Origin of the sequence: Paraburkholderia madseniana, assembly GCF_009690905.1 — a bacterium.
Lineage (GTDB): Bacteria > Pseudomonadota > Gammaproteobacteria > Burkholderiales > Burkholderiaceae > Paraburkholderia > Paraburkholderia madseniana.
Map to the genome: position 1 here is coordinate 45,132 of NZ_VOSW01000052.1, position 25,139 is coordinate 70,270.

Sequence of the window (25,139 nt, forward strand, 5' to 3'; positions counted from 1 at the left end):
GCCCGACAAACCCTGGAGATAAGCATGAGCCATCGCATTCGCCGCCGCATGCTGGCGGCCGCTGTTCTCGTCACCGCCACCGCCGCTTTGCCGTTTTCCTCCGCTTACGCGCAAACTACGCCGGCCCATAAGCCGAAGGTCGCGCTGGTGATGAAGTCGCTCGCCAACGAGTTCTTCCTGACCATGGAAACCGGCGCGAAGGACTACCAGAAACACAATGCCTCGCAGTTCGACCTGATCACCAACGGTATCAAGGACGAGACGGATACGGCGAACCAGATCCGCATCGTCGAACAGATGATCGTCTCGAAGGTCGATGCGATCGTGCTGGCCCCGGCTGATTCGAAGGCGCTGGTGCCGGTCGTCAAGAAGGCCATCGACGCGGGCATCATCGTCGTGAATATCGACAACCGGCTCGACCCGGACGTGCTCAAGTCGAAAGACCTGAACGTGCCGTTCGTCGGCCCGGATAACCGCAAGGGCGCGCAGAAGGTCGGCGACTATCTGGCCAAAAAGCTGAAGGCGGGCGATGAAGTCGGCATTATCGAAGGCGTGTCGACCACCACCAACGCGCAGCAACGCACCGCGGGTTTCAAGGACGCCATGCAGACCGTCGGCGCGAAGGTCGTGTCGGTGCAATCGGGCGAATGGGAAATCGACAAGGGCAACGCGGTGGCGTCGGCCATGCTCAATGAGTATCCCAACCTGAAGGCGCTCCTCGCCGGCAACGACAACATGGCGATCGGCGCGGTCTCGGCCGTACGCGCGGCCGGCAAGCAGGGCAAGGTGCTGGTGGTCGGCTACGACAACATCAACGCGATCAAGCCGATGCTCAAGGACGGTCGCGTGCTCGCCACCGCGGACCAGTACGCCGCCAAGCAGGCCGTGTTCGGTATCGACACCGCACTGAAGGCGATCAGCGAGCGCAAGAAGCAGTCGCAGCTGTCCGGCGTGGTGGAAACGCCGTGCGACCTCGTGACAAAGTAAGCGTCGGGCAGTCAGTACCGAAATACGCTTCGCAAGAAGCACCGCAACACGCCGAGGCACGCGGGCTCGCGCTCACGCCGCTGCCTGCTGAATGCATGGCACAAGACAGGCGAATCCGCGTCAATTCAATAACCGCTCAAGAAACCTGCTGAGCCGCCGTTAAATCCAGAGGTAAGCGACAAGGCGGCCGGCACGCGGCTCGGCTTTTCGAATTACCTGAGCCTCGCCGGCGGACTGCTGGCGATGATCGTGCTGTTCTCGCTGCCGGATCGCCTTTCTGACGTACGAGACGTTCGGCGCGATCGCCAATCAGTGCGGTAAGGCAAGTATTCATGGGTGTGGTCTGTCTTCGAGGAAGACGTCCGGTGGGTTGCCAGATGGCGTGGCCGGCGGGAACAACAGGCAGGAGAGCAACAGGTTATGGCGACGATCAAGGATGTAGCGGCCGTGGCAGGCGTGTCGTTCACGACGGTATCGCACGTGGTGAACAACTCACGGCCGGTGTCGGCCGACGTGCGCGCGAAGGTCGAACACGCGATCCGTCAGCTTCACTATGTACCGTCGGCGGTGGCCCGCTCGCTCAAGGCGCGGGCGACGGCGACGATCGGTCTGGTGGTGCCGAACAGTACGAACCCGTATTTCGCGGAGATGGCGCGTGGTATCGAAGATGGTTGCTCGCGCAACGGCTACTGCCTGTTCTTCTGCAATTCCGACGACGATCCGGCCAAGCAGCGTAACTATCTGCGCGTACTGCAGGAAAAGCGTATCGACGGACTGATCGTCGCCTCCGCGGGCGACGACGCGGTGCTGGCGCAGACGCTTGCCGACGCCCGCGAGCCGCTGGTCGTCGTGGACCGCAATATCGAGGGTGTGAACGCGGATCTGGTGCAGATCGACCACGAGAAGGGCGGCTATCTTGCAACGCGGCATCTGCTCGAACTGGGGCACGTGCGGATCGGCTGCATCACCGGGCCCGTGAAGACGGCGGTGAGCGCCATGCGGGTACACGGCTTCATCCGCGCCATGACCGAGCGCGGTATCGAGATTCCGGCCGGGGCGATTGTCGAAAGCGATTTTTCGGGGATGGGCGGCCATCGCGCGGCGGGACAACTGTTCGACACGGTGAAGCCGTCGGCGATTTTTGCCGGCAACGACATGATGGGCATCGGCGCGCTGCGCGCCGCGGCGGAGCGCAATATCAGCGTGCCGCGCGATTGCTCGATCATCGGTTTCGACGATATCGAACTGGGACGATTCACCTATCCGGCGCTCTCGACGGTCGGCCAGTCGGTCCGCGCGCTTGGCGACATGGCCGCGCAGACGCTGATCGAACGCATTGCCGGGACGTCGTCGGGCAGTCCGCGCGCGCTGGGGCGCCGGCGCGTCGTGTCGCCGCGCCTGATCGTGCGCGAATCGACCTCGACATGGGCCGGCGTGGCGAGGCGCGATCTGGCGGCCTGATATCGATGATTGCGTTGCCGGGCGCGAGCCGAAAAGCCTCGCGTTCGGTTTTGATGCCGCTTTTCCGCCATGCATGGATCGTGCGCGGGAGTTGGGCACAGATTCGGGCGCGAGTGCTTCGTGCCCGTTTTCAAGCGCGCCGTTGCGCTCCGCAGGTCGAGGGTTCCGTTTTGAACCCCGCTTGAATCTCGTTTGAACCCCGCCTGAATCCGTCTCGCCTATCCGCGTTCGGTCTTCCGAGCCGCCTGAATTCAATTCCCTGAATGTCAGAAGCGCTGCGTGACATCCGCATGAGCGCGGCCTGTCAGCGCTTTGTAATTTCTTCCAATTGCTTACAACGTCTTTCTTCATACCATATAAATCCTTCAAGTATGCAGATCAGATGCCGTAAACACGACTATTAGAGCGCGGCCTCAAATCGGCGCCATGTACGCAGAGCCACACGCTACCCCGCGCTGCGCACGCAGCTTCTCATTTGTTAAGTACAGGAACGAGCATGTTGAACAAAGGCATCACGATCAAGGCGCGGATTGGCCTCACGATGGCTTTTCTCGCCGCGCTGCTAGTCGCCATCGGCGTTTTCGGTTTGTTCGGCATGAGCCGTTCGAATGACGCTTACAAGGACACGTTCACCAACGCAATGCCGGGCGCGGTCGATATCGGCAACGCCGAGCTCTATGCGGCGCGCGAACGGCTGGCGCTCGACCGGGCCGCGTTCATGCTCGGCACGCCGGAGGTGGCGTCGACGATGGAGCGCGCGCGTGCGATGCGCGTGGAGTCCGACATGTGGTGGAAAAAGTATATGGATCTGCCGCGCGACACCGAGGAAGACCGTCTTGCGCAGGACGTCGTCTCCAAACGCGACGCGCTGCATCAGCAATTGGACTCGTTTGCGGCAATCGTCACGGCGAACGACCAGAGCAAGATCGTCGACGGTGCCAAGCGCTTGCAGGCGGCATACAACGACCTCTCCACCTCGGATGACGCGCTGCGCAAGTTCCAGTTCGTCTCGGCCAGGCAAGGTTTCGACTCCGCGCAAAGCAGTTTCGAGGTGTTCCGTATGGTGAGCGCCGGTGCGCTGCTGGTCGGCGTGCTTGCCGCCGCGCTGTCCTACCTGACGCTCAGCCGCGCGATTGGCCGCCCGCTCGACGCAGCCCTCGGCCATTTCGACGCGATCTCCGCTGGCGATCTGCGCCGCCCGGTCGTGGTCACCTCGCGCGACGAAATGGGGCAGTTGCTCGAAGGTATCGCCAAAATGCAGCGCAGCCTCACCGAAACGGTGCGTACGGTGCGCAGCGGCAGTGAATCGATTGCGACGGCCACGCGCCAGATCGCGGCCGGCAATATCGACCTGTCCTCGCGAACGGAAGAGCAGGCTTCGGCGCTGCAGGAAACCGCGTCGAGCATGGAAGAGCTGACCGGCACGGTCAAGCAGAACGCCGACAACGCTCGCCAGGCGAGCTCGCTGGCGGCCAATGCGTCCGAGATTGCCAACAAGGGCAGCGCGGTGGTCGGCCAGGTGGTCGGCACGATGGGCGACATCAATCAGAGTTCGGCGAAGATCGCCGACATCATCTCGATCATCGAAGGGATTGCGTTCCAGACCAACATCCTGGCCCTGAATGCGGCAGTGGAAGCGGCGCGGGCCGGCGAAGAAGGGCGCGGATTCGCCGTGGTGGCAGGCGAAGTGCGCAGCCTCGCGCAGCGCTCGTCGGCGGCGGCCAAGGAAATCAAGGAACTGATCGACACCTCGGTGGAACGTGTGCAGTCCGGCTCGGCGCTGGTCGACGAAGCCGGCCGCACCATGACCGAGATCATCGGTGCGGTGCAGCGCGTGACCGACATCATGGGTGAGATCGCGGCGGCCTCGGAAGAGCAAAGCAGCGGCATCGACCAGGTGGCGCGCGCCGTCACGCAGATGGACGAGGTGACACAGCAGAACGCCGCGCTGGTCGAGGAAGCCGCTGCAGCAGCGTCTTCGCTCGAAGATCAGGCCGGCAAGCTGCGTACCGCGGTCGCGGTGTTCCAGCTCGAAGAAAGCGGCTTCAAGGCGCCGGTGAGCGCGGCGCCGAAGCGCGTGACTGCGCCGGTTCGCCCAATGGCGGCACGGAAGGTGTCACATTCCGCCTCACAAGCCACCCCGGTAGCCAGGACACCTGCTGCGCCCGCAGCGACACCGGCACCGGCTGCCGCCGCGCCGGCGAAGACACCGGCCCGGGCAACGGCGAGCGCCGGAAGCGATCAGGATTGGGAAACCTTCTGAGCGTTGCAACATTCGTTCCCGATGATGCATCAGACGGAACGACGCTTGTGCGGATCGGCCGCATGACGACAAAGACCGCGATTGCGCCTGCAACCGCGGTCTTTTTTCATGGTCTGCGGACTAAGTAACGTTCACAAGCGTTGTCTACACCCTGGCAAGCGTCGTGATCCGGTACATTGACGGGCGCGACTACCGCTTGTACCGGCAACCTTGCCGCGACAGGCAGTCAGCGCGCGGACCGTGAGCCCGCTTTTCCCAACTGCTGCAACTCAGCGCGGCAACCCAACGCTCAACGCGCCAGCCATAAAGGACCGACATGACGCCATACGACCTCGCGCACCGCCTCGTCGAAGCCCGCCGGCAGCATCGCCCGATCGATGCGCCCCCACCCGACAGCCTGCCGCCTGACGCGGCAACCGCGTACGCGATCCAGCAGGCCGTCATCGTGGGCCTCGGCGACTCGACGGGCGCGTGGAAGATCGGCGCCAGAGCGCCTGGCGGGGCCGCCGCGGGCGCGCCGATCCCGGCTTCGCTGGTGCTGCCGTCGCCCGGACGGGTGGCCCATACCGGCTTTTTCCGGGTGTTGGTGGAGCTGGAGGTCGCCTTTCGTTTCGCCGAGGCGATCGAGCCGCGCGGCCGGGCTTATGCGCGCGACGAGGTGCTGTCGAAGGTCGGCGTCGTGCTGCCGACCATCGAGATCGTCGATAGCCGCTTTGCCGAGTGGCCCAATGTCGCGCCGCTCGCGCAACTGGCCGACGCACAGAACAACGGCGCGTTGATCACCGGTCATCCGGTTGCCTATGCGGGCCTTGCACGCAGCTTCGATTTCGTATCGCCCGAGCTCGAGCTGAGTTTCGACGGCAACTCGCTGGTGCACGAAGCCACGGGTAATCCGGCCGGCGACCCGCGTGAACTGCTGGTGTGGTTCGTCAACCATTGCGCCGCCATGGGCATCACAATCGAGCCGGAATGGACGCTCACCACCGGTTCATACGTCGGTGCGCACAATGTGGACAAACCGGGCATCGTGCGCGGCCACATCGACGGCCTTGGGGAAGTGGAGATTGAACTGACCTGAGCGTGTCGTCGTGTACTTGTAACGGCGCGCTCGTCATGGTCCGCTTGTAACCGCTGATTACGAAGTATCAGGCAAACGGCTGCCCACGGGCGGCCGTTTTACATTTGCCGCAGCATCCGCACTGCGCGCTTAGCCGTATACACCTATGAAGCGACCCGATGCGCTGCTGTGATCCAGTTATACATGCGGCTAACCATATCGCCGACGCGGTTACTACGCGAGGCAGGCATGGGCAGCAAGCGGGCGGCAACACACCCCGCTTCAAGCGAAATAGTGCGGAACAATACCGCCAGCGCGTTGACGAACTGCTTGCAGATGCGTCGGTGAACAGCGTCTCAGGTCAGCGCGGCGAACGAACATGTAACACAGCGCATGTCGCTGTAGACCAAATGGCGATGCCGCGCGTTGATGAAAAAAGGTTCCGGGCATAGAAAACGCATGACGTCCGTGCTCAATGCAAGAAAGTGTGCGCATGCAGACAGGCCGTCTGGTAGAGCAGTGGGATCGTTCGATGAACGAGACGATTCGTGTAACGGAGCATAGCGAGCCGTGCTGGTCATCATGGCGAGCAGAGGGCGCAGGAGAGGCAGTAACGTGAGCCGGAGATCGCTGCACATTCGCTGTGATGTGAGCGGAAGATTGTAGGTGAGCGAATCTGTGTTTCCAAGTGAGGAATGTTGGGAGGCGGGTACGGCGCGATTTTCGCAACGTAGTTCGTGAAAAAAAATTTAAAAGGGTTTAGGATGAATTCGAGCGATGTCGTTTCCGAATAGCGCGCCGCGCACGACATCGGTCTAGACTTCGGCGAGGAGGTAGCATGGATATCTACAGCAGTTTCGCGACCCGCTTCGAGAAAACGCGAGAAGATGAGCTCTCGCTCGAGGAGTATCTCGCGCTCTGCAAAGACAATCCCGCCGCGTACGCTACGGCTGGCGAACGCATGTTGACGGCAATCGGTGAACCAGAACAGATCGACACTCGCAACGATCCGCGCATGTCGCGTATCTTCGCGAACAAGGTCATCAAGGTATACCCCGCATTCCGTGAGTTCTACGGAATGGAAGAAGTGATCGAGCAGGTGGTCGCCTACTTCCGGCACTCGGCCCAGGGGCTCGAAGAAAAGAAACAGATTCTGTATCTGCTGGGACCGGTCGGCGGCGGTAAATCGTCGATCGCGGAACGTCTGAAGCAACTCATGGAACGCGTGCCGTTCTACTCGATCAAGGGCTCGCCCGTGAACGAGTCGCCGCTCGGTCTGTTCGATTACGACGAGGACGGTCCGATCCTCGAAGAGCAATACGGTATTCCACGCCGCTACCTGAAAAACATTCTGAGCCCGTGGGCGGTGAAGCGCCTGCACGAATACAACGGCGACATCCGCAAATTCCGCGTGGTGCGCCGCTACCCGTCGATCCTTCGTCAGATCGGTATCGCCAAGACCGAACCGGGTGACGAAAACAATCAGGACATTTCGTCGCTGGTCGGTAAGGTCGACATCCGCAAACTTGAACAGTATGCGCAGGACGATGCGGACGCATATAGCTACTCCGGTGGCCTGTGCCTTGCGAACCAGGGCCTGCTCGAGTTCGTCGAAATGTTCAAGGCACCGATCAAGGTCTTGCACCCGCTGCTCACCGCGACTCAGGAAGGCAACTTCAAGGGCACGGAGGGCTTCGGCGCGATCCCGTTCGATGGCATCATCCTCGCTCACTCGAACGAGTCGGAATGGAAGGCGTTCCGAAATAACCGCAACAACGAAGCACTACTCGACCGGATCTTCGTTGTGAAGGTGCCGTACTGCCTGCGCTACGGTGAAGAGGTCAAGATCTACGAGAAGCTGCTGCGCAATTCGTCGCTGGCCAGTGCGATATGCGCGCCGGGTACGTTGAAGATGATGGCGCAGATGTCGGTGCTCACGCGCTTGCAGGAGCCGGAAAATTCCAGCCTGTTCTCGAAGATGCAGGTGTACGACGGCGAGAATCTCAAGGACACCGATCCGAAGGCCAAGTCGTATCAGGAGTATCGTGATTTCGCGGGCGTGGATGAAGGGATGACCGGCGTGTCGACCCGCTTCGCGTTCAAGATCCTGTCACGCGTATTCAACTTCGATTCGACGGAAGTCGCGGCGAACCCTGTGCATTTGATGTACGTGCTCGAACAGCAGATCGAGCGCGAGCAGTTCCCACCGGAAACCGAACAGAAGTACCTGTCGTTCATCAAGGACGTGTTGGCATCGCGCTATGCCGAGTTCATCGGCAAGGAGATTCAGACCGCGTATCTGGAGTCGTATTCCGAGTATGGTCAGAATATTTTCGATCGCTACGTGACGTATGCAGACTTCTGGATTCAGGATCAGGAGTTCCGCGACCACGACACCGGCGAGAGTTTCGACCGCGCGGCGCTGAACGCCGAACTGGAGAAGATCGAGAAACCTGCGGGCATCAGCAACCCGAAGGACTTCCGCAACGAGATCGTGAACTTCGTGCTGCGTGCGCGGGCTGCGAATGCGGGGAAGAATCCCGCGTGGATCAGCTACGAGAAGCTGCGCGTCGTGATCGAAAAGAAGATGTTCTCGAACACGGAAGAGCTGTTGCCGGTGATTTCGTTCAACGCCAAGGGTTCGGCGGAAGAGCAACGCAAGCACGAAGACTTCGTCAATCGCATGGTGACGAAGGGCTATACGCCGAAGCAGGTGCGCTTGCTGTGTGATTGGTATCTGCGCGTGCGCAAGTCGTCATGATACGCACTGCGTGCCGCCCGCGCGGTCCGACCGCGCGGGCACCTTGCGAAGCGCAAGTTGCATGGACATAGCGTTGTGTTTGCGGACATGCCTATTGCAACGTGCGTCTCGCGCAGCGGAAATTGCGACTGCATAGGACCGGAGTAAGCGCTGAAGCGCCAACTCCGGTCGATACTGGAGACCGGGCGTGCTTCATCAAATCATCGACCGCAGGTTAGCTGGTAAGAACAAGAGCATTGCAAACCGCGAGCGTTTTTTACGTCGCGTTAAAAACTACATTCGTCGCGCCGTCTCGGAAGCGGTTCGCGATCGCAGCATCAAGGATATTCAGAACACCCAGAGCATCACCATCCCGCGCAAGGACATCGCGGAACCGTCGTTCCGGCATGGTCCCGGCGGCAAGCGGGAAATGGTGCATCCGGGCAATTCCGACTACATCCGCGGCGACAAGATCCAGCGCCCGCAAGGGGGCGGCGGCGGAGGCGGGGGCAACCAGGCGAGCAACGAGGGCGAGGGTCAGGACGACTTCGTGTTCGAGCTGAGCCGCGAAGAATTCATGCAGTATTTCTTCGACGACCTCGAACTGCCGCGTCTCGTCAAAACCCATCTGATGGCCGTGCCCACGTGGAAAAGCATCCGCGCCGGCTGGGCGGCCGAAGGCACGCCAAACAATATCGACGTGGTCCGTTCGCTGCGCAGCGCGCTCGGCCGCCGGATTGCGCTTGGTGCGCCGCTCGTCAATCAGTTGCACGAGATGGAACGGCAACTCGAAGTGATGAAGGCCGATCCGGACGACCGGCGCGAGGAGATCAAACTGCTCGAAGAGGAAATCCACCATTTGCGCGGGCGCATCTGGCGCATTCCGTTTATCGATCCGTTCGATCTGCGCTACGTGAACCGGGTGAAGCAGCCCACGCCGTCCAGCCAGGCGGTGATGTTCTGTCTGATGGATGTGTCCGGTTCCATGGACGAGCAGCGCAAGGATCTCGCCAAGCGCTTTTTCATCCTGCTGTATCTGTTCCTCAAGCGTAACTACGAAAAGATCGAAGTGGTGTTCATTCGCCACCACACCCGCGCCGAAGAGGTCGACGAAGACACGTTCTTTCATTCGACGGAAAGCGGCGGCACGGTGGTGTCGAGCGCGCTGGAGCTGATGCAGAAGGTGATGGACGAGCGCTATTCGCCGACTGAATGGAATATTTACGGCGCTCAGGCTTCTGACGGCGACAATTGGACCGACGATTCGCCCAAGTGCCGCAAGATACTTTCGGATGACATCCTGGAGAAGGTGCGCTATTTTGCGTATATCCAGGTTACGCCGGAAGAGCAGAACTTGTGGCTCGAATATGCACAGTTGGCGCTGAGCCAGCCGCACATGGCGATGAAGAAGGTCGAGACCGCGGCTGACATTTATCCGGTGTTTCGGGAGTTGTTTGAAAAGCAGGTGGCGTCTTCATGACGGCAAAGCCCCTGCACAACGAAGCGCGCGGCGATCAGCCGGCGCGCGGGAAAGGCGTGCCGCAGCAGCAACAGTCGGGGCATGCCGAGGCGAAGGCGGACGATACGGGAGCCGCCGCAGCCGGAGCAGTCGACGCCGCTGCAGCACGGGGACACACCGGAACGCCCACTGAGGGGCAAAGGGAAGTCCGTATGAACGTAGCCGATAGACGGCCTCTGCCGTGCCCGTCCGACTGGACCTTCGAATTGATCGAAGAGTACGACTCGCATATTGCCCGTGTTGCAGAGCAATATGAACTCGACGTGTATCCGATCCAGCTCGAACTCATCAGCGCCGAACAGATGATGGACGCTTACGCGTCCGTCGGCATGCCGGTGAACTACCGTCACTGGTCGTTCGGCAAACACTTTCTCTCCACCGAAAAGAGCTACCGTCGCGGGCAGATGGGGCTGGCGTACGAGATCGTCATCAATTCGAACCCTTGCATCGCTTACCTGATGGAAGAGAACACGATGACGATGCAGGCGCTCGTCATCGCGCACGCGGCCTATGGCCACAATTCGTTTTTCAAGGGCAACTATCTGTTCAAGCTGTGGACGGATGCACACGCGATCATCGATTACCTCGTCTACGCGAAGAATTACATCGCGGAGTGCGAAGAACGCTTCGGGCTTGACCGGGTGGAGGAGCTGCTCGACTCGTGCCATGCGTTGATGAATTACGGCGTGGACCGCTACAAACGTCCGCAGAAACTGTCGCTGGAAAAGGAGTTTGCGGCGCGCCGCGAACGTGAGGCTTATCTGCAATCGCAGGTCAACGAACTGTGGCGCACCTTGCCGACCCGGCATACGCCGTTGCCGGAGGAAATCGAGGAGCGTTATCCGCCGGAGCCGCAGGAAAACCTGCTGTATTTCGCGGAGAAGAACGCACCGCTGCTCGAGCCGTGGGAGCGGGAAGTGATCCGCATCGTGCGCAAGGTCGGCCAGTATTTCTATCCGCAGCGGCAAACCCAGGTCATGAACGAAGGCTGGGCGACGTTCTGGCATTACACCTTGCTCAACACGATGTATGCCCAGGGCAAGCTGGAAGACGGCTTCATGATGGAGTTTCTCCATTCGCACAGCAACGTGGTCTACCAGCCGCCGGTCACGAAACCGTACTACAGCGGCATTAACCCGTATGCGCTCGGCTTTTCGATGATGAGCGATATCCGCCGGATCTGCGAATCGCCGACGGAGGAGGACCGCAAGTGGTTCCCCGAACTGGCGGGCAGCCCGTGGCTGCAGGCAATGCACTATGCGATGCGCAACTTCAAGGACGAGAGTTTCGTCGCGCAGTATCTGTCGCCGCATCTGATCCGTGAGATGCGTCTGTTCTCGGTGCTCGACGACGACATGCGCGATGCGCTCGAAGTGTCCGCGATTCATGACGACAGCGGGTATCAGTACGTGCGTCAGGCGTTGTCGCGGCAGTACGACATGCATCATCGGGAGCCGAATATCCAGGTGTGGGCGGTGAATACGCGGGGCGACCGGAGTCTGACGCTGCGGCATTTCATGAGCGACAACCGGCATCTGTCCGGCGACAGCGATGAAGTGCTCAAGCACATGGCGCGCTTGTGGCAGTTCGACGTCTACCTGGAAAGCGTCGATGAGAATGGCACGGTGAGGAAGCGGTATGAGTGTAAGTATGTGCCGCCGGCGATAAGGGTTTGAGTTCGCTCGGCCTTGTCGCGTGGAGGCTGGTTTTCTGATGTGTCCGAAGCCCCTGTTTGTCTATGACGAACAGGGGCTTTCGTCATTCGGAGTCTGGCTGGTCGCCTGGCCTCCGTTTTTCAGTAATTCGTGAAAAAGTACTGAAAAAACCACAGACGGGCATTTTTCAGTAAAATATAAAAAATTACTGAAAGGTCCCATGCCGCCTTTTCCTCTCTACGAGCAGCAAGAGCAAGCCTACTGCTCCCAGTTCGCCAACATCGAACAGGCCGCGGCCACTCAGGACAAGGTCCTGATGGGCGCGCCCGGAACGGTTATCGAACATAAACGGGGCGGGGCTATCTACTACGCCCGTCAGTACATGGGGCCGGAAGGCAAGAAGCAGGAGGAGAGCCTTGGCGGTCCAAAGGGCGATCCAGAGGTGGATAGCCGGGTGGAGGAGGTGCGGCAACGCATCGATCTGAGCAAGGATCTCATCTCGCGAATCCGCGATCTCGGCAAGCTGGGTTTTCAACTGGCAGACAACAAAACCTACGCTACCGTCGGCGTTCTTTACAATTACGGCCTTTTCGAGGCCGGGGCTGTGCTGGTCGGCTCGCACGCTTACGCCGTGATTCTCAACTCGCTCGGCATCAAGGCCGTCTCATACGAGACCGAGGATATCGATATCGCGCGCCGGCATCAGCTCGCGCTCGTCAATCTTCCCGAAGGCGGACTGCTCGCGATGCTCAAGGAGACTGGAATTAACTTCGTGCCGGTCCCTGCCATGAAACGCGGCGAGGCGTCCACATCGTTTACAGAGGCAGGGAAGTCGCGCTTTCATGTCGACTTGCTGGTTCCCTCGCATGACGATTCGTTTCCCACGGTGCCTGTGGCCGAGCTCAATGCGCATGCCACGGGCTTGCCGTATCTGGCCTACCTGCTAGGCCGATCCCAGGCCGGAACGCTCGTGTCACGGCATGGCGCTGTGCCCGTGCGCGTGCCTGACGCAGCCCGCTTTGCCATTCACAAACTACTCGTGTCGCGCCTGCGAACGAACACGCTCGTCAAGTCGCAAAAGGATGTGCGCCAGGCGTCGGTATTGCTGGCCATGCTCGGTGAACATCGCACCGGCGACATCGAAGACGCCTGCGCCGAACTTCCGCGATCGGCGCGAGCACTTGTGCGCCGCACCTTGCCTGAAGTCGAAGCGTTAATGCGTGACGCTCACGAAGCCGGGCTCGAAGAGCTTGCAACGAGCCTCTCGGGATGAGCGACATCCGCCGCATCTGATCCGCGAGATGCGTCTGTTCTCGGTGCTCGATGACGACATGCGCGATGCCGCCGTCGCATTGCGTCTTTTACCGGAAAACGGTACTATTTTACCGGTTTCCGGTATTTAATTTCAAATACCGATTTCCGGTAACAAAGTACCGAAAAAGGGTATTTGATGCTCGCGGACTTTCTTCTCACACCTAAACAGCAGCGCATTCTGGGCGCGTTTGTTCTGAACCCGGAACGCGCTTATTCGCTTTCTGAATTGTTCGAGTTGAGCGGCGGCGGCCGAAGCTCCACTCAGGACTTCGTCGCGAAATTGCTTGCAGGTGACGTGGTCCTTCAGCAGTCCGGCGGACGTGCGCTTTACCAGGCGAACACTCAGCATCCGCTTTACCCGGAGCTGCGACAAATCGCGGTCAAGAGCTTTGGCCTGAAGGAGCCGATCGAGCGCGCGCTGGCCATGATCAGCGACAAAATAAAGTACGCGTTCATCTTCGGCTCGATGGCCGCTGGAACGGCTGGGTCCGCTAGTGACATCGACGTCATGGTGATCGGCGACGCGCGTCTCGGCCGCGTGCAACGCGAACTCGACGTGGCAGGTGAGGCGCTTGGCAGGGAAATCCACGTGAGCGTGTACCCGGAGCATGAGTGGGAGCAAAAGCGCCGCTCGGATCCCGTGCTAGAGTCAATCGATCAAGGCCCGAAAATCATGCTCGATGTTTCCACTTCAACTGACTGAAAAGCTAACCGGCATGCTCAACGCCGCGTACGTCCGTAAGACGCCGTTCACCGCGGCGAACGCCGTGCAGTTTCGCCGCAACGCCGCGTCGTTTTTCCAGGCGGCAAAGGACGACAGACATTCGCCCATCGTGCGCTATGCCAATGCCTATGAAGCGGTGCACGCGTTGGCTGTTGGATTTATTTACATCCATGGCCTGGCGCCAGGTGGCGGGGATGGCCACCGTATTAAGGTAATCGGAACCTTGCTCGATCACGTCAAACCGGACCTCGATCTCGACGACCGTTCGGAGATTGAATACGCCGCGCGGCAACGCAACGAGAAAATCTATGAATCGCCTGCGCCGCCGCCGTCGGTTAAGGCTGTCGAAGACCTGATCGCGATTGTGGGCAACGTCAAGGCACTGATCAGGCAGCAATGGCCAAGCTGGTACGCGCTGAAAGCCGACAAGCCATAACCGATGCCGCGCTGCAGCATCATGCCGCCCAGTGCCCCGTTGCCCCTAACAACCCCCCATCTTTCCCTTGCCATTCTGTAAAATTCGCGCACGCGCGCTATAGGTGCCACCGCGGCACCTCGATGCGCGCGTTGTGAAGGCGGCGCCACGACCGCTACCTCCGTTAAAAGACAAGGAAGACAACAGCATGACCGACCTATCCGACCAAACCGTGGCCAGGACTTACGACGCACACGACACCCGCCGCCGCATCTTCGCGATCGTTGGCGCTTCATCGGGCAATCTAGTCGAGTGGTTCGACTTCTACGTGTACTCGTTCTGCGCGCTGTATTTCGCGCCGGCCTTCTTCCCGAGCGGCAACACCACCACGCAGTTGCTCAACACCGCCGGCGTCTTCGCCGCGGGCTTCCTGATGCGCCCGATCGGCGGCTGGTTCTTCGGCCGGCTCGCCGACAAGCACGGGCGCAAGACCGCGATGATGGTGTCGGTGTTCATGATGTGCGGTGGCTCGCTCGTGATCGCGGTGTTGCCCACGTATGCGCAGATCGGCGCATTGGCGCCGGCGCTGCTGCTGGTCGCGCGCCTGTTCCAGGGCCTGTCGGTGGGCGGTGAGTACGGCACCAGCGCCACCTATATGAGTGAAGTCGCGCTCAAGGGCCGTCGCGGGTTCTTCGCGTCGTTCCAGTACGTCACGCTCATCGGCGGCCAGTTGTGCGCGCTGCTGGTGCTGGTGGTCCTGCAACAAACCCTCTCCACCGAAGAACTGAAAGCGTGGGGCTGGCGCGTGCCGTTCGTGATCGGTGCGTTGGCGGCGCTGGTCGCGTTGTATCTGCGTAAATCGCTCGAAGAAACGACCACGGCTGAAACGCGCCAACGCAAGGAAGCCGGCACGCTGCGCGGCTTGTGGTTGCACAAGGGTGCATTCGCGACGGTGCTCGGCTTTACGGCCGGCGGCTCGCTGATTTTTTACACGTTCACGACGTACATGCAGAAGTACCTGGTCAACACGGCCGGTATGCACGCCAAGACGGCCAGCAACGTGATGACCGCGGCGCTGTTCGTCTACATGGTCATGCAACCGGCGTTCGGCGCGTTGTCGGATCGCATCGGCCGCCGTCGTTCGATGCTGTTCTTCGGCTTCTTTGCGACCATCGGCACGGTGCCGCTGCTGCACGCGTTGAAAGACGTGACGAGCCCGTATGCGGCCTTCGGCCTTGTCGTCGTGGCACTGGCGATCGTCAGCTTCTATACGTCGATCAGCGGCCTGATCAAGGCTGAAATGTTCCCGCCGGAAGTGCGCGCGCTCGGCGTCGGGTTGTCGTATGCGGTGGCCAATGCGATCTTCGGCGGCTCGGCGGAATACGTCGCGCTGTGGCTGAAATCGGTGGGCAGCGAGTCGACGTTCTACTGGTATGTGACCGCGCTGTGCGCGATCGCAGGTCTCGTGTCGCTGCGCATGCGCGATCCTTCGAAAGAAGGCTATCTGCGCCTTGAGCCTTGAGCGTGAGATTGAGCTTCAGCGATACGCTCGAAGAGCGCGCATGAGCGCTCTTTGAGGACGGCGGCCCGGGGCAACCCGGCCGCCGTTTTTTTATCGCATCGGAAAGCACGGCGCGAAGCGCACGCTCAAGCCACCACAATCTCCGTTCCCAGCGCATGAAGCAGGTCGCGCAGCGACTCGGCTTGCGCCATCTTCGCATCGCTGCGCAGATGAATCTGCACGGCGCGCCCTGCGATCCCATCGACGGGATGCGCAAGCCACAACTCCACGGCAAGCCCCAGTCCTTCCGGCTGATTGACGACGACCGGCTCGATCACACGCGGCTTGAAACAGGCACTGTCGGACATGGCGATTAACCTCCGGGCTGATGACGCTTCGAGGCCCATCCTAATCAGTCGCGCGTGCAAGCCCAAGCGACAAATACACGTTTGCTAATGAGTGGATGCTTAGCAGAAAACGCGCTTATTACAGGAGCATTTCTTGGTTCGGAGCGCGAGGCGTCGCTGCTAATGTGACGCCCATGCGTGGCCATCGGTTGCACCTCGCGCTTGCGACGGATTGATGACGGATATCGCCAACACGCATCCGTTTCTGAAACATCGCACGCATATTGAACAAGCATCGTGCACAAACCAAGAGATCCATAAAAATGAAATCGAAAATACTCGCTGCCTGGTTAATGACACTGACGGGACTCTCGCTGACGGTACCGGGGCTCGCCTATGCCGACCGTCTCGACGACATCAGGAAAGCCGGCGTACTGCGCGTCGCGACCTTCGACAGCAATCCGCCGTTCGGTTACGTCGACGCAACCAGCAACCATATTGTCGGCCTCGACGTCGACTACGCGAAGGCGCTTGCCGACAAGCTCGGCGTGAAACTCGAACTGCAACCGACCAATCCGGCCAACCGCATTCCGTTCCTGACCTCGAAGAAAGTGGACCTGGTGCTCGCCAACTTCACGATCACCGACGAGCGCGCCAAACAGGTCGATTTCAGCATTCCGTATTTCTCGTCGGGCCAGCAGTTCCTGGCGAAGAAGGGCGTGCTGAAGTCGACGGATCAGATCAACAGCCTGCGAGTGGGTGCCGACAAGGGCACCACCAACGAGATCACGCTGCGCGAGAAATTCCCGCAGGCCACGATCGTCGCATACGACGACACGCCGTTCGCGTTTGCGGCTTTGCGCGCGGGCAACGTGCAGGCGATCACGCAGGATGGTCCGAAGCTGGTCGGCCTGCTCGCGAACGTGCCGGACAAGCAGAACTACGAGATTCCGGCGTTCACGATTTCGAACGACTACATGGGTGTCGGCATCCCGAAGGGCGAGACGCGCCTTGTCGGCTTCGTGAACGACACGCTGAAGGGACTGGAAGCCGACGGCTCGGCCGCGACAATCTACAACCGCTGGTTCGGTCCGCAAACGAAGACGCCGCTCGCGCGCATCTTCAAGATCGGCGACAAGACCTGATCGTCGTGTCGCTGTAGCACCCAGGCACCCAGCAATGAACGGGCACGTTGGCAACGTGCCCGTCGGCGTTTTCGCAAGAGCGGATTTAAAGAAGCAGGTTCAAAGATGCAAGCGTGGCTCGCTCCAAAGTATCTGATGTGGCTGTGGCAAGGCTTCGGTGTCACCGTCGGTCTCGCGTTAACGGTGGCGCTCGCGGCCACCGTATCCGGTTTCGCGCTGGTGATCACGCGTCATGCGCGGTATGCCTGGCTGCGCCGCGCAACGGCCGCGTATGTGCTGGTGTTTCGCAACACGCCGTTGCTGGTGCAACTGTTCTTCTGGTACTTCGGCGCGGCCACGCTGATGCCTGACGCGTTGATGCAATGGCTGAACACGCCGCATGACGTGCACCTCGGCGCGTACGTGTTGCGCTGGCCGTCGTTCGAGTTTGTCGCCGGGTGGCTCGGGCTTACGTGCTACACGGCGGCCTTCATCGCTGAGGAGTTCCAGGCGGGTTTGCGTGGCGTGCCGGGTGGTCAGCATGCCGCAGCCGCGGCTCTTGGCCTTACGCCATTGCAGGCATTCCGCTACGTCGTTTTGCCGCAAGCGGTGCGCATTTCGCTGCCGCCGCTCTTCGGCCAATACATGAACCTCGTGAAGAATTCATCGCTGACCATGGCGATCGGTCTGGCCGAACTGTCGTACGCGTCGCGTCAGGTCGAAACGGAGAGCTTAAAAACGTTCGAGGCGTTCGGTGTGGCCACCGTGTTGTATATCGTCGCTATCGCGTTGATCGAAGCCGTCTCGCATACGGTGGCGCATGCGCGTGACCGTTCATTCGCGAGGCGCTGAGCATGACGTGGACACTGTTCACCCATAACCTGCCGTATCTGCTGATCGGCGCATTTCCGCAGGGACCGCTCGGCGGCGCGGCGCTCACGCTGGTGCTGGCATTGTGTTCGGCGCTTGCGTCGGCCGTGTTCGGCCTTGCAGGTGGCATTGCATTGGCGTTGGCGGGACGCATCGCCCGTGTGCCATTGCTGCTCGTGATCGGATTCTTCCGCGCGATTCCGGTGCTGATGCTGATTTTCTGGACGTATTTCCTGTTGCCGATGGTCTTCCATGTCGATGTGCCCGGACTCGCAACGGTCGTCTGCGCGCTCTCGCTGATCGGCGGTGCGTACCTCGCGCACTCGGTGCACGCGGGCATTCGTGCGGTCGGCGACGGCCAGTGGCAAGCCGGGCTCTCGCTCGGTCTCACGCGGATGCAAACACTGCGCTATGTTTCGCTGCCGCAGGCGATGCGCATCATGGCGCCTTCGTTCGTGAATCAATGGGTGTCGCTGGTGAAGGACACCTCGCTTGCGTATATCGTCGGCGTCGGCGAGTTGTCGTTCGTCGCGACGCAGGTCAGCAATCGGCTGATGGTCTATCCCGCACAGATCTTTTTGTTCGTCGGCTTCATCTATCTTGTGTTGTGCACGGCGCTTGACCGCATCGCCACTTATGCATTGACGCGGCGCAAGCGCATCGTGCGGCCACGCGCACCGGCCGCCACCCAGGCGTTGTCTGGCGATTAAGCGGCTAGCCGTAAAGCCTTATAACCGCAGCGATGTTTGTCCGGCGATTGGGCCGATAGAACGCGCTGCGGCGAAGGAACGGACAGCCGCTTCCAGCTACGGCAGCGTCAGACCAGTTCGGATTGATCGGTCACGAGGTCCGTGACGAGCTCCGTCACAGCGGCGGCTGGCTCGGTGACAACAGCCGGTGCTGCCGCGACCACCGCAGCCACCGTTGCGCGCTGCCGTACGCTCACGGCCGCACGCGAGAGCATGAGCAGGTGGTAATAGAGCCGCGTGCTGAAACCATAGTTGTAGGCGAAGAGATGCGTGAACGCGATCTTCAACCCGGGCATGACCTGGTGATTGTTCGCATGAACCGAGACGACGATCGGCGCGAGACGGCGCAACGCCAGCTTGCGTGACGGTTCCAGTTGCGGCGGCAGTTTCAGCGCCTTGACGAACGCATACGCACTGACGGTCGCGGCAACCGTCGTGCCGCGGGTTCTATGCGAGATCGACGTCGCGGTCTTCCGATACACCGACACGTATTCGTGCAGATAAAACACCTCGCGCGCCGCGAGACAGAGTTCGGTGCCGAACACGAAATCGCAGCACATGCCGTGCTGGTCGCTGTAGCCGATCCGTTTGACAAGCTCCGCGTTCGCCATCCAGCCGTTGTTCGGGAACATCTGGATCAGGCCGGTTCTGCCCGGCAAAGCTTGCAAGCCTTCAGCGTCCCGAGTGCGTCGAAACGCGGTGTTCAGGCGTGCACTGCCTTCGAAGTCGACGGCGCCGGTGTGATCGGCCTCGTACTGATCGGCGAAGGCTACTTCGAGCCGCGGATGAAGCTTCCACAGCGACACCAGCTTTTCGACGCCGTCGGTGGTGAGCAGGTCGTCGTCGTGAATCAGCAGGATCTTGTCGCCGCGTGCGCGCGCGAACAGACTCGCAACGTTGCGAGCCTGGCCGAGTGCCGGCTGGTTCTTCGCATAGCGCACGCGTGGCTCGTTCGCGTAGCGTTGCGCGATCAACTGCTGGGTGCGTGCGTCCTTTGAATCGTCGCCGATCACAATCTCCAGATTGCCATACGTCTGCGCGAGGCACGAATCGATGCACTCGACGATCAACTCAGGCCGATTGTAGGTGGGCAGGCAAATGGAAACCTTGGGAGAGGTGCGGGACGTAGGAGTGGAGAAGGTGAACACAGGCGTCTCCGTTCTTATCTGTTAAGGGGCGGCAGCCGGTTCGCTTTGCGCACACATTGCTGCATGCAGCAAAATAGTCCATTGCAGGAAAAAAATAATCCGTAATAAATCGGAAGAAATGTCCGCGCTGTGAAAGGGGTTCGAAGGGGAAAATTTGTGCGGCTTTGATGCCAAAACGCATCAAAGCCGCTTGGGCTAGCGGTTGGGTCAGCGGTTAATAAATCAACTCACTGACGGTTCGCCTTCGTCGGGTTTTTTCCGGAACGGTCTGCCGGCGACTGATCGCGCCCTTCGTCGTGGCATTCGGGCAGCTTGCCCGACTAACACCCACACTTACAAACAACACCTTGACCGCGCCCCATATTCAGCGCACCGTGGAGAAGGAAAACACCACGGGAGCGTGAAATGTCCCTCAACTTCCCGAACCCAAGCCGCAGCTATGACGCCTTCCGTCATTGTGTCAATTTCTGGGGCTATGACAATGCGCGCGAAATCGCCTTCACTGTCAACAATTCGGTCATTTCGAATCTGAGCCCGAGCGCAGGCTCCGACGAGCCGGCAGTGCTGGCAGCCTTCGACCGTCATCGCGAGCAAATCCTCACGCTCGCTCGCGGTCTGTATGTCGGCGGTCCGCAAAACCGCTACACGATTTCTTGATACAGCGAGCGCGGCGCGGTAGGTCCAACCGGACCTGCCGTGCGCCGCCTTGTTCCACAGCCGAAGCAGCGCGGCGCCTACCGGCGTCTCGCCTTGCTTTGTCGCGGGAGTTCCAGCATGGATGATGACCAGGTCAACCTAGAAGAAATTGCCGACAGCAAACGGCGGCGCGAAGCAGCACGCCTCGCCGAAAGCGAAAAAACGGCCGCACCGGCGGCAAACGAGCCGCAGCAGGGGCAGGGCAATGAAGCCCCGCCCAAGCAATGGGTCAAGCACGTGACGAAGTGGCTGGGTGCGAAACGCACGCTGATGCAAACGCGCCGACCCTTGATGCTCAAAAAGAAACCCGTCGCTCTGTAGGCATTCGGAACGAAAATAACCGGCGTCAAGCCGGTTTTTCTGTTTGTGCCGTGCCCGTTGAAGCTCACGGCAGCAGCGAAGCGGGCGCTTTACCCGATTCCGCGCGTCCGGCGCGCGGTTCATAATCACCGCTGCAGCGGAACGCGTGCTTGCGCCGTTTCCGCAGATCAATGCGTAGCCGCGCCGCTGGCGCGTCCGGAACCCAGCAAGGAGCCACCGATGCTCAAGGGTGACCCAAAAGCGAATCACCTGTTGGCGGTGTTGCCCGAAATGGAGTGGGCGCGCATCGAGTCGCATCTGGTTGAAGTCGATTTGCCGTTAGGTCAGGTGATCTACGAATCCGGCGGTCAACTCGAACACGTCTTTTTCCCCACCACGTCGATTATTTCGTTGCTCTATGTGATGGAAGACGGCGCCTCGGCAGAGATCGCCATCGTGGGACATGAAGGCATTGTCGGCGTGTCGCTGTTCATGGGCGGTGAGACTACGCCGAGCCGCGCGATCGTGCAAAGCGCGGGCCGCGCCTGGCGCTTGAATGCCCGCATGCTGAAAGACGAATTCAATCGCGGGGGGCCTATGCAGCGCCTTCTGTTGCGCTACACGCAGGCACTCATTACCCAGATGGCGCAGACCGCGGTATGCAACCGCCATCATTCGATCGATCAACAATTGTGCCGCTGGCTACTGCTCAGCATCGACCGCCTGCCGTCGAACGAATTGCGTATGACTCAGGAGCTCATTGCCAATATGCTCGGCGTGCGCCGCTCCGGTGTTACTGCGGCGGCGCTCAAACTGCAGAACGCCGGCTTGATCCGCTATAGCCACGGCCATATCACCGTGCTGGACCGGCCCGGTCTGGAGGCCCACGTGTGTGAATGCTACGCGGTGGTCAAACGCGAATTCGACCGGCTGTTACCGGCATTGCAGGCGATCTAGCGAACGCCCCCTGGCGAAGTGAGGGCGAGCACTGCTTGCTGATCCGGCTCGCCGTCCAGCGCGCTAGCGTGTCGTTGTCCTTGCTGTGGACGCCGCGTCCGGTGAAGCCTTGCGTTCGATTTCCTCGAATACGTCCATTAACCTGCCGATACGTTGGACACTGCCAACCGGTAGACGTCCTTCAGGCGGCGACAAGGCGAGAATCCGGCGTCGCCAGTAGGGCAGGCCCAACGGCGGAGCAGGCACGAGAAAGGAAATAATCTGTTCGAGATGGGCGAGCTCGCTCTCAAATGGGTAGTTCGACATAGTTTTTCCGTACGTGCTGTGAGTGCCTTCACTTAGCCTGCGCGCACCGCGAGATTGTGTCTGCACGCTAGCGTACAAGATGCGAAGTCGCGCTTTCTACGCCGATAAACGCACGGATGCCGTTCGATGGCTGTCAGCGAGGCGTCACACTCGCCCAGCGGCCGTTCAAGCCGCCATTCAAGCGGTCGTTTCGCGTGTCGGGGCGCCAGTCAGCGAAACGATGAAGTCGAAGAATGCCCGCACCTTGGCTGGCGGATGATGTCGCGAAGGATAGAGCGCATACAGCGGATAAACCTCGTCGCTCCAGTCGGGAAACAGTTCGACCAGTTTGCCACTGGCGAGCAACGACTCGGCGCCGAAGGCGAGAATCTGCGCGACGCCCTGGCCCGCGGCGCACACGCTATGCAAGGTGCCGACGTCGTTCACGGTCAGGCGGCCTTGCGGCGTAATCACCGTCTTCTTGCGTCCGCGGTGAAACTCCCAACTGAACGGGTAACCCGTTAGCGGATCACGAAATTTGATGCATGCGTGCTTGCCGCTTTCGAGTTCAGCCGGGCTTGCCGGATGACCATGTTTCTTCAGATACGAGGGCGCGGCGACGGTCAGAACCCGTGTGTCGAGCAGCTTGCGCGCAATGAGCGACGAAACCGGCGGGTCACCGAAACGGATCGCGAGATCGAAACCGTCGGCAACCATATCGCCTAACTGGTCACGCGTGATCAACTCGAGCTGCAGATCGGCATGCTTATCGACGAAACCGCCGAGCCTCGGCCCCAGCACAAGACGCGAAAAGAACGGGTCCATGTTCACGCGCAAACGTCCGCGAACCGCCGTGGCGCCCTGCGCCGCGGAAGCCGCCGCTTCTTCGAGTCCGCCGAGCAGCGGCACAATCTGTTCGTAGAAGCGCCGGCCTTCGTCGGTCAGCGTGACCGAGCGGGTGGTGCGGTCGAATAGCCGGATGCCGAGGCGTGCTTCGAGCCGTGCAACCGAACGGCTGACGCCGGATTGCGACATGTCGAGTGCTTCGCCTGCCGCCGCAAAACTGCCGCAGTCGACAATTGCCGTCAGCACGCCCATACCGTTCAGCATGCGCTCGTCAAATGGCATGTGATATTCCTTTGTTATGCATTAATGCATGACATGCTATCGCGAAACGCTGTTTGAATTCATGCGACGACGCCGGGAAACGCCATCTGTCCGAGCCAATCAATGACACCGCATCATGAGTGGAATGACAGCCGCGCTATCGCGTCAGGCACTCGTTTGGCGCTAATCTGCACGGGTTCGCCTGCTGCACGATGGAACGCGGTTCTCACCATGCGTCAGGCATATATGACTGATCAACGGAGAGCGTCATCATGTCGCGAGTTTTTATTCGAGCGAAGCGTGCGAGGGATTGTCCGGCATCCGTTTGCCGGACTGAGGGTAGCGGCGGCAGTGCGCTGAGTCGGCCTCGGTCAGGTCCGACTCAGCGTAGCCAGGGCCCGGCGCGTACGCGAATCCGCCACGCCGGCAGTCAGCGCCCTGCGCCCTGGGTCGCCTGGCCACGCACGTTGCGTGTGACGGGCGCTTCGTCGAGATGGCGAAACACCCATGCGGACACCAGCGTGATGACGCCCACGCACACGAAGCTCAGGCGGAACCCGAGCGCCGCCGATCCCCATTGCGCGGAGAACAGATTCACCAGCCCGCCGCCGATTGAGACACCCAAGCCGATCGCCAGCATCTGCACCATCGAAAAGAGGCTGTTGCCGCTGCCGGCATCTTCATGCGAGAGGCCTTTGAGCGTGACGCTGTTCATCGCCGCGAATTGCATGGAGTTGGCGCCGCCGAACACCGCCAGAATCACGATCTCGACGATGAGCGGCGTACCACGCGTAATCAATGCGAACGCAACGATCGCCGACCCCACGATTATCGTGTTGACGAGCAGGAACGTGTCATAGCCGTAGCGGCGCACGAGCGGCGCAATCCAGCGTTTGGTGAGGGTGCCGGCAAGTGCGGCAGGCAGCATCATCAGGCCGGAATGCAGCGGTGTGTAGCCGAGTTGCAATTGCAGCAGCAACGGCACGAGAAACGGTACGGCGCTCGAGCCGATGCGGCACACCAGGTTGCCGATCAGACCCACGCTGAAATTCGGTTCGCTAAAGAGCGAGAGTTTGAAGAGTGGATTATTGCGGCGCTTTGCGTGCGGAATGTAGGCGAGCGCGCTGACTACCGCGAGCGCGAAGAGACCCGCCGACCATGCCGCGCGATGCGTCTCGACCGGCACCTCGACGGCCAGCGAAAACGCGATCATGCACAGCGACAGCAGCCCACAACCAACGAAGTCGAACGGCGGCGCCTGGGTTTCGCCATGCGCCGGCAAAAACCGCTGCACCGCATAGAGCCCCAACGCACCGATCGGCACATTGATCAGAAAGATCCAGTGCCACGTGATGGCCTCAACGAACCAGCCGCCGAGTGTCGGGCCGGCGATCGGCCCCAACTGGCCGGCAATCGAAATGAACGCGAGCGCCGACACGTATTGCTCGCTCGAGACGCTCCGCAGGACGGCGAGCCGGCCGATCGGCAGCAGCATCGAGCCACCCAGGCCTTGCAGGACCCGCGCCATCACCAGTTGACCGAGCGTATGCGCGCTCGCGCAGCAGATCGATCCGAGCACGAATATCAGAATCGCCACGAAATAGACGCGCCGCGTGCCGAAGCGGTCGGCGAGCCAGCCCGACGCAGGGGTGAGCATCGCCATGGTCAGCGTGTAGGCAACCACGATCGGCTGCATCGCGAGGGGTGCGACGTGCAGGCTGTTCGCAATCGACGGCAACGCGGTGTTGACGATCGTGGTGTCGAGCGACTGCATGAAAAAGCCGGCAGCGACGATCCAGAGTAGTGCGGTCTGGGCGGAATCCTTGTTCATGTTCAATTGAGCTGCGGGGGCGGCGGGGCGGACGGACCGGCGGGCCGAGCTCGGAGCGATCGTTGGGGGGATTCCGTCATCATATTGAC

At 60.7% G+C, this 25,139-nt stretch carries 22 protein-coding genes; 17 read left to right on the plus strand and 5 right to left on the minus strand.

The window, feature by feature from the left end:
• Positions 1 to 24: 24 nt before the first annotated feature.
• From FSO04_RS25745 to FSO04_RS25805, 11 genes are all read left to right on the plus strand, one after another.
• Positions 25 to 987: a sugar ABC transporter substrate-binding protein gene (locus FSO04_RS25745; RefSeq protein WP_154563789.1), complete on the plus strand. Its 963-nt coding sequence runs from the start codon at positions 25 to 27 to the stop codon at positions 985 to 987.
• 420 nt (positions 988 to 1,407) lie between these two features.
• Complete coding sequence (locus tag FSO04_RS25750; protein WP_154563791.1) at positions 1,408 to 2,448, plus strand: LacI family DNA-binding transcriptional regulator; 1,041 nt, start codon at positions 1,408 to 1,410, stop codon at positions 2,446 to 2,448.
• A gap of 496 nt (positions 2,449 to 2,944) precedes the next feature.
• Positions 2,945 to 4,711, plus strand: a complete 1,767-nt coding sequence (locus FSO04_RS25755) for a methyl-accepting chemotaxis protein (RefSeq protein ID WP_154563793.1) — start codon at positions 2,945 to 2,947, stop codon at positions 4,709 to 4,711.
• Between the two features lie 316 nt (positions 4,712 to 5,027).
• A complete protein-coding gene (locus tag FSO04_RS25760) occupies positions 5,028 to 5,789 on the plus strand; it encodes a hydratase (protein WP_154563795.1) in 762 nt (253 codons plus the stop codon).
• Between the two features lie 817 nt (positions 5,790 to 6,606).
• Complete coding sequence (locus FSO04_RS25770) at positions 6,607 to 8,529, plus strand: PrkA family serine protein kinase (protein WP_154563799.1); 1,923 nt, start codon at positions 6,607 to 6,609, stop codon at positions 8,527 to 8,529.
• 187 nt (positions 8,530 to 8,716) lie between these two features.
• Entirely contained in the window at positions 8,717 to 9,988 is a 1,272-nt protein-coding gene (locus FSO04_RS25775; RefSeq protein WP_168435845.1) for a YeaH/YhbH family protein, read from the plus strand.
• The gene (locus FSO04_RS25780; protein ID WP_154563801.1) at positions 9,985 to 11,703 is read left to right on the plus strand and encodes a SpoVR family protein; all 1,719 of its coding nucleotides are present in this window, start codon (positions 9,985 to 9,987) and stop codon (positions 11,701 to 11,703) included. The genes FSO04_RS25775 and FSO04_RS25780 overlap by 4 nt, the downstream gene beginning before the upstream one ends.
• A 199-nt stretch (positions 11,704 to 11,902) precedes the next feature.
• On the plus strand, positions 11,903 to 12,955 hold the full coding sequence (locus FSO04_RS25785) for a GSU2403 family nucleotidyltransferase fold protein (RefSeq protein ID WP_154563803.1): 1,053 nt from the start codon (positions 11,903 to 11,905) through the stop codon (positions 12,953 to 12,955).
• Positions 12,956 to 13,132: 177 nt separating this feature from the next.
• On the plus strand, positions 13,133 to 13,699 hold the full coding sequence (locus FSO04_RS25795; protein ID WP_154563807.1) for a nucleotidyltransferase domain-containing protein: 567 nt from the start codon (positions 13,133 to 13,135) through the stop codon (positions 13,697 to 13,699).
• Between the two features lie 64 nt (positions 13,700 to 13,763).
• Entirely contained in the window at positions 13,764 to 14,156 is a 393-nt protein-coding gene (locus FSO04_RS25800; RefSeq protein WP_154563809.1) for a hypothetical protein, read from the plus strand.
• Between the two features lie 187 nt (positions 14,157 to 14,343).
• On the plus strand, positions 14,344 to 15,657 hold the full coding sequence (locus FSO04_RS25805) for an MFS family transporter (protein ID WP_154563811.1): 1,314 nt from the start codon (positions 14,344 to 14,346) through the stop codon (positions 15,655 to 15,657).
• A 125-nt stretch (positions 15,658 to 15,782) separates the two neighbouring features.
• Here FSO04_RS25805 and FSO04_RS25810 read toward each other — a convergent pair whose 3' ends face one another.
• Positions 15,783 to 16,004: a hypothetical protein gene (locus tag FSO04_RS25810; protein ID WP_054039606.1), complete on the minus strand. Its 222-nt coding sequence runs from the start codon at positions 16,002 to 16,004 to the stop codon at positions 15,783 to 15,785.
• Between the two features lie 302 nt (positions 16,005 to 16,306).
• On the opposite strand from FSO04_RS25810, the gene FSO04_RS25815 reads away from it, so the two are divergent.
• From FSO04_RS25815 to FSO04_RS25825, 3 genes are all read left to right on the plus strand, one after another.
• The gene (locus FSO04_RS25815; protein ID WP_154563813.1) at positions 16,307 to 17,128 is read left to right on the plus strand and encodes an ABC transporter substrate-binding protein; all 822 of its coding nucleotides are present in this window, start codon (positions 16,307 to 16,309) and stop codon (positions 17,126 to 17,128) included.
• Between the two features lie 105 nt (positions 17,129 to 17,233).
• The gene (locus tag FSO04_RS25820) at positions 17,234 to 17,959 is read left to right on the plus strand and encodes an amino acid ABC transporter permease (RefSeq protein ID WP_154563815.1); all 726 of its coding nucleotides are present in this window, start codon (positions 17,234 to 17,236) and stop codon (positions 17,957 to 17,959) included.
• A gap of 2 nt (positions 17,960 to 17,961) precedes the next feature.
• A complete protein-coding gene (locus FSO04_RS25825; protein ID WP_154563817.1) occupies positions 17,962 to 18,687 on the plus strand; it encodes an amino acid ABC transporter permease in 726 nt (241 codons plus the stop codon).
• Between the two features lie 107 nt (positions 18,688 to 18,794).
• Here FSO04_RS25825 and FSO04_RS25830 read toward each other — a convergent pair whose 3' ends face one another.
• A complete protein-coding gene (locus FSO04_RS25830; RefSeq protein ID WP_168435846.1) occupies positions 18,795 to 19,874 on the minus strand; it encodes a glycosyltransferase family 2 protein in 1,080 nt (359 codons plus the stop codon).
• 405 nt (positions 19,875 to 20,279) lie between these two features.
• On the opposite strand from FSO04_RS25830, the gene FSO04_RS25835 reads away from it, so the two are divergent.
• The 3 genes from FSO04_RS25835 to FSO04_RS25845 all read left to right on the plus strand — a co-directional run bounded on the left by FSO04_RS25835 (position 20,280) and on the right by FSO04_RS25845 (position 21,827).
• Positions 20,280 to 20,531: a DUF1488 family protein gene (locus FSO04_RS25835; protein WP_093644935.1), complete on the plus strand. Its 252-nt coding sequence runs from the start codon at positions 20,280 to 20,282 to the stop codon at positions 20,529 to 20,531.
• 117 nt (positions 20,532 to 20,648) lie between these two features.
• Positions 20,649 to 20,891 carry a hypothetical protein gene (locus FSO04_RS25840; protein WP_154563819.1) on the plus strand — a complete coding sequence of 81 codons (243 nt, stop codon included), beginning with the start codon at positions 20,649 to 20,651 and terminating at the stop codon, positions 20,889 to 20,891.
• 219 nt (positions 20,892 to 21,110) lie between these two features.
• Positions 21,111 to 21,827, plus strand: coding sequence for a Crp/Fnr family transcriptional regulator (locus FSO04_RS25845; protein ID WP_154563821.1), 717 nt, complete (start codon positions 21,111 to 21,113; stop codon positions 21,825 to 21,827).
• A gap of 63 nt (positions 21,828 to 21,890) precedes the next feature.
• Here the strand turns inward: FSO04_RS25845 and FSO04_RS25850 are convergent, their stop codons facing one another.
• The 3 genes from FSO04_RS25850 to FSO04_RS25860 form a co-directional block, all read right to left on the minus strand.
• Positions 21,891 to 22,133, minus strand: coding sequence for a hypothetical protein (locus FSO04_RS25850; protein WP_154563823.1), 243 nt, complete (start codon positions 22,131 to 22,133; stop codon positions 21,891 to 21,893).
• 177 nt (positions 22,134 to 22,310) lie between these two features.
• Complete coding sequence (locus tag FSO04_RS25855; protein ID WP_154563825.1) at positions 22,311 to 23,240, minus strand: LysR family transcriptional regulator; 930 nt, start codon at positions 23,238 to 23,240, stop codon at positions 22,311 to 22,313.
• A 409-nt stretch (positions 23,241 to 23,649) separates the two neighbouring features.
• Complete coding sequence (locus tag FSO04_RS25860; RefSeq protein ID WP_154563827.1) at positions 23,650 to 25,050, minus strand: DHA2 family efflux MFS transporter permease subunit; 1,401 nt, start codon at positions 25,048 to 25,050, stop codon at positions 23,650 to 23,652.
• Positions 25,051 to 25,139 lie beyond the last annotated feature (89 nt).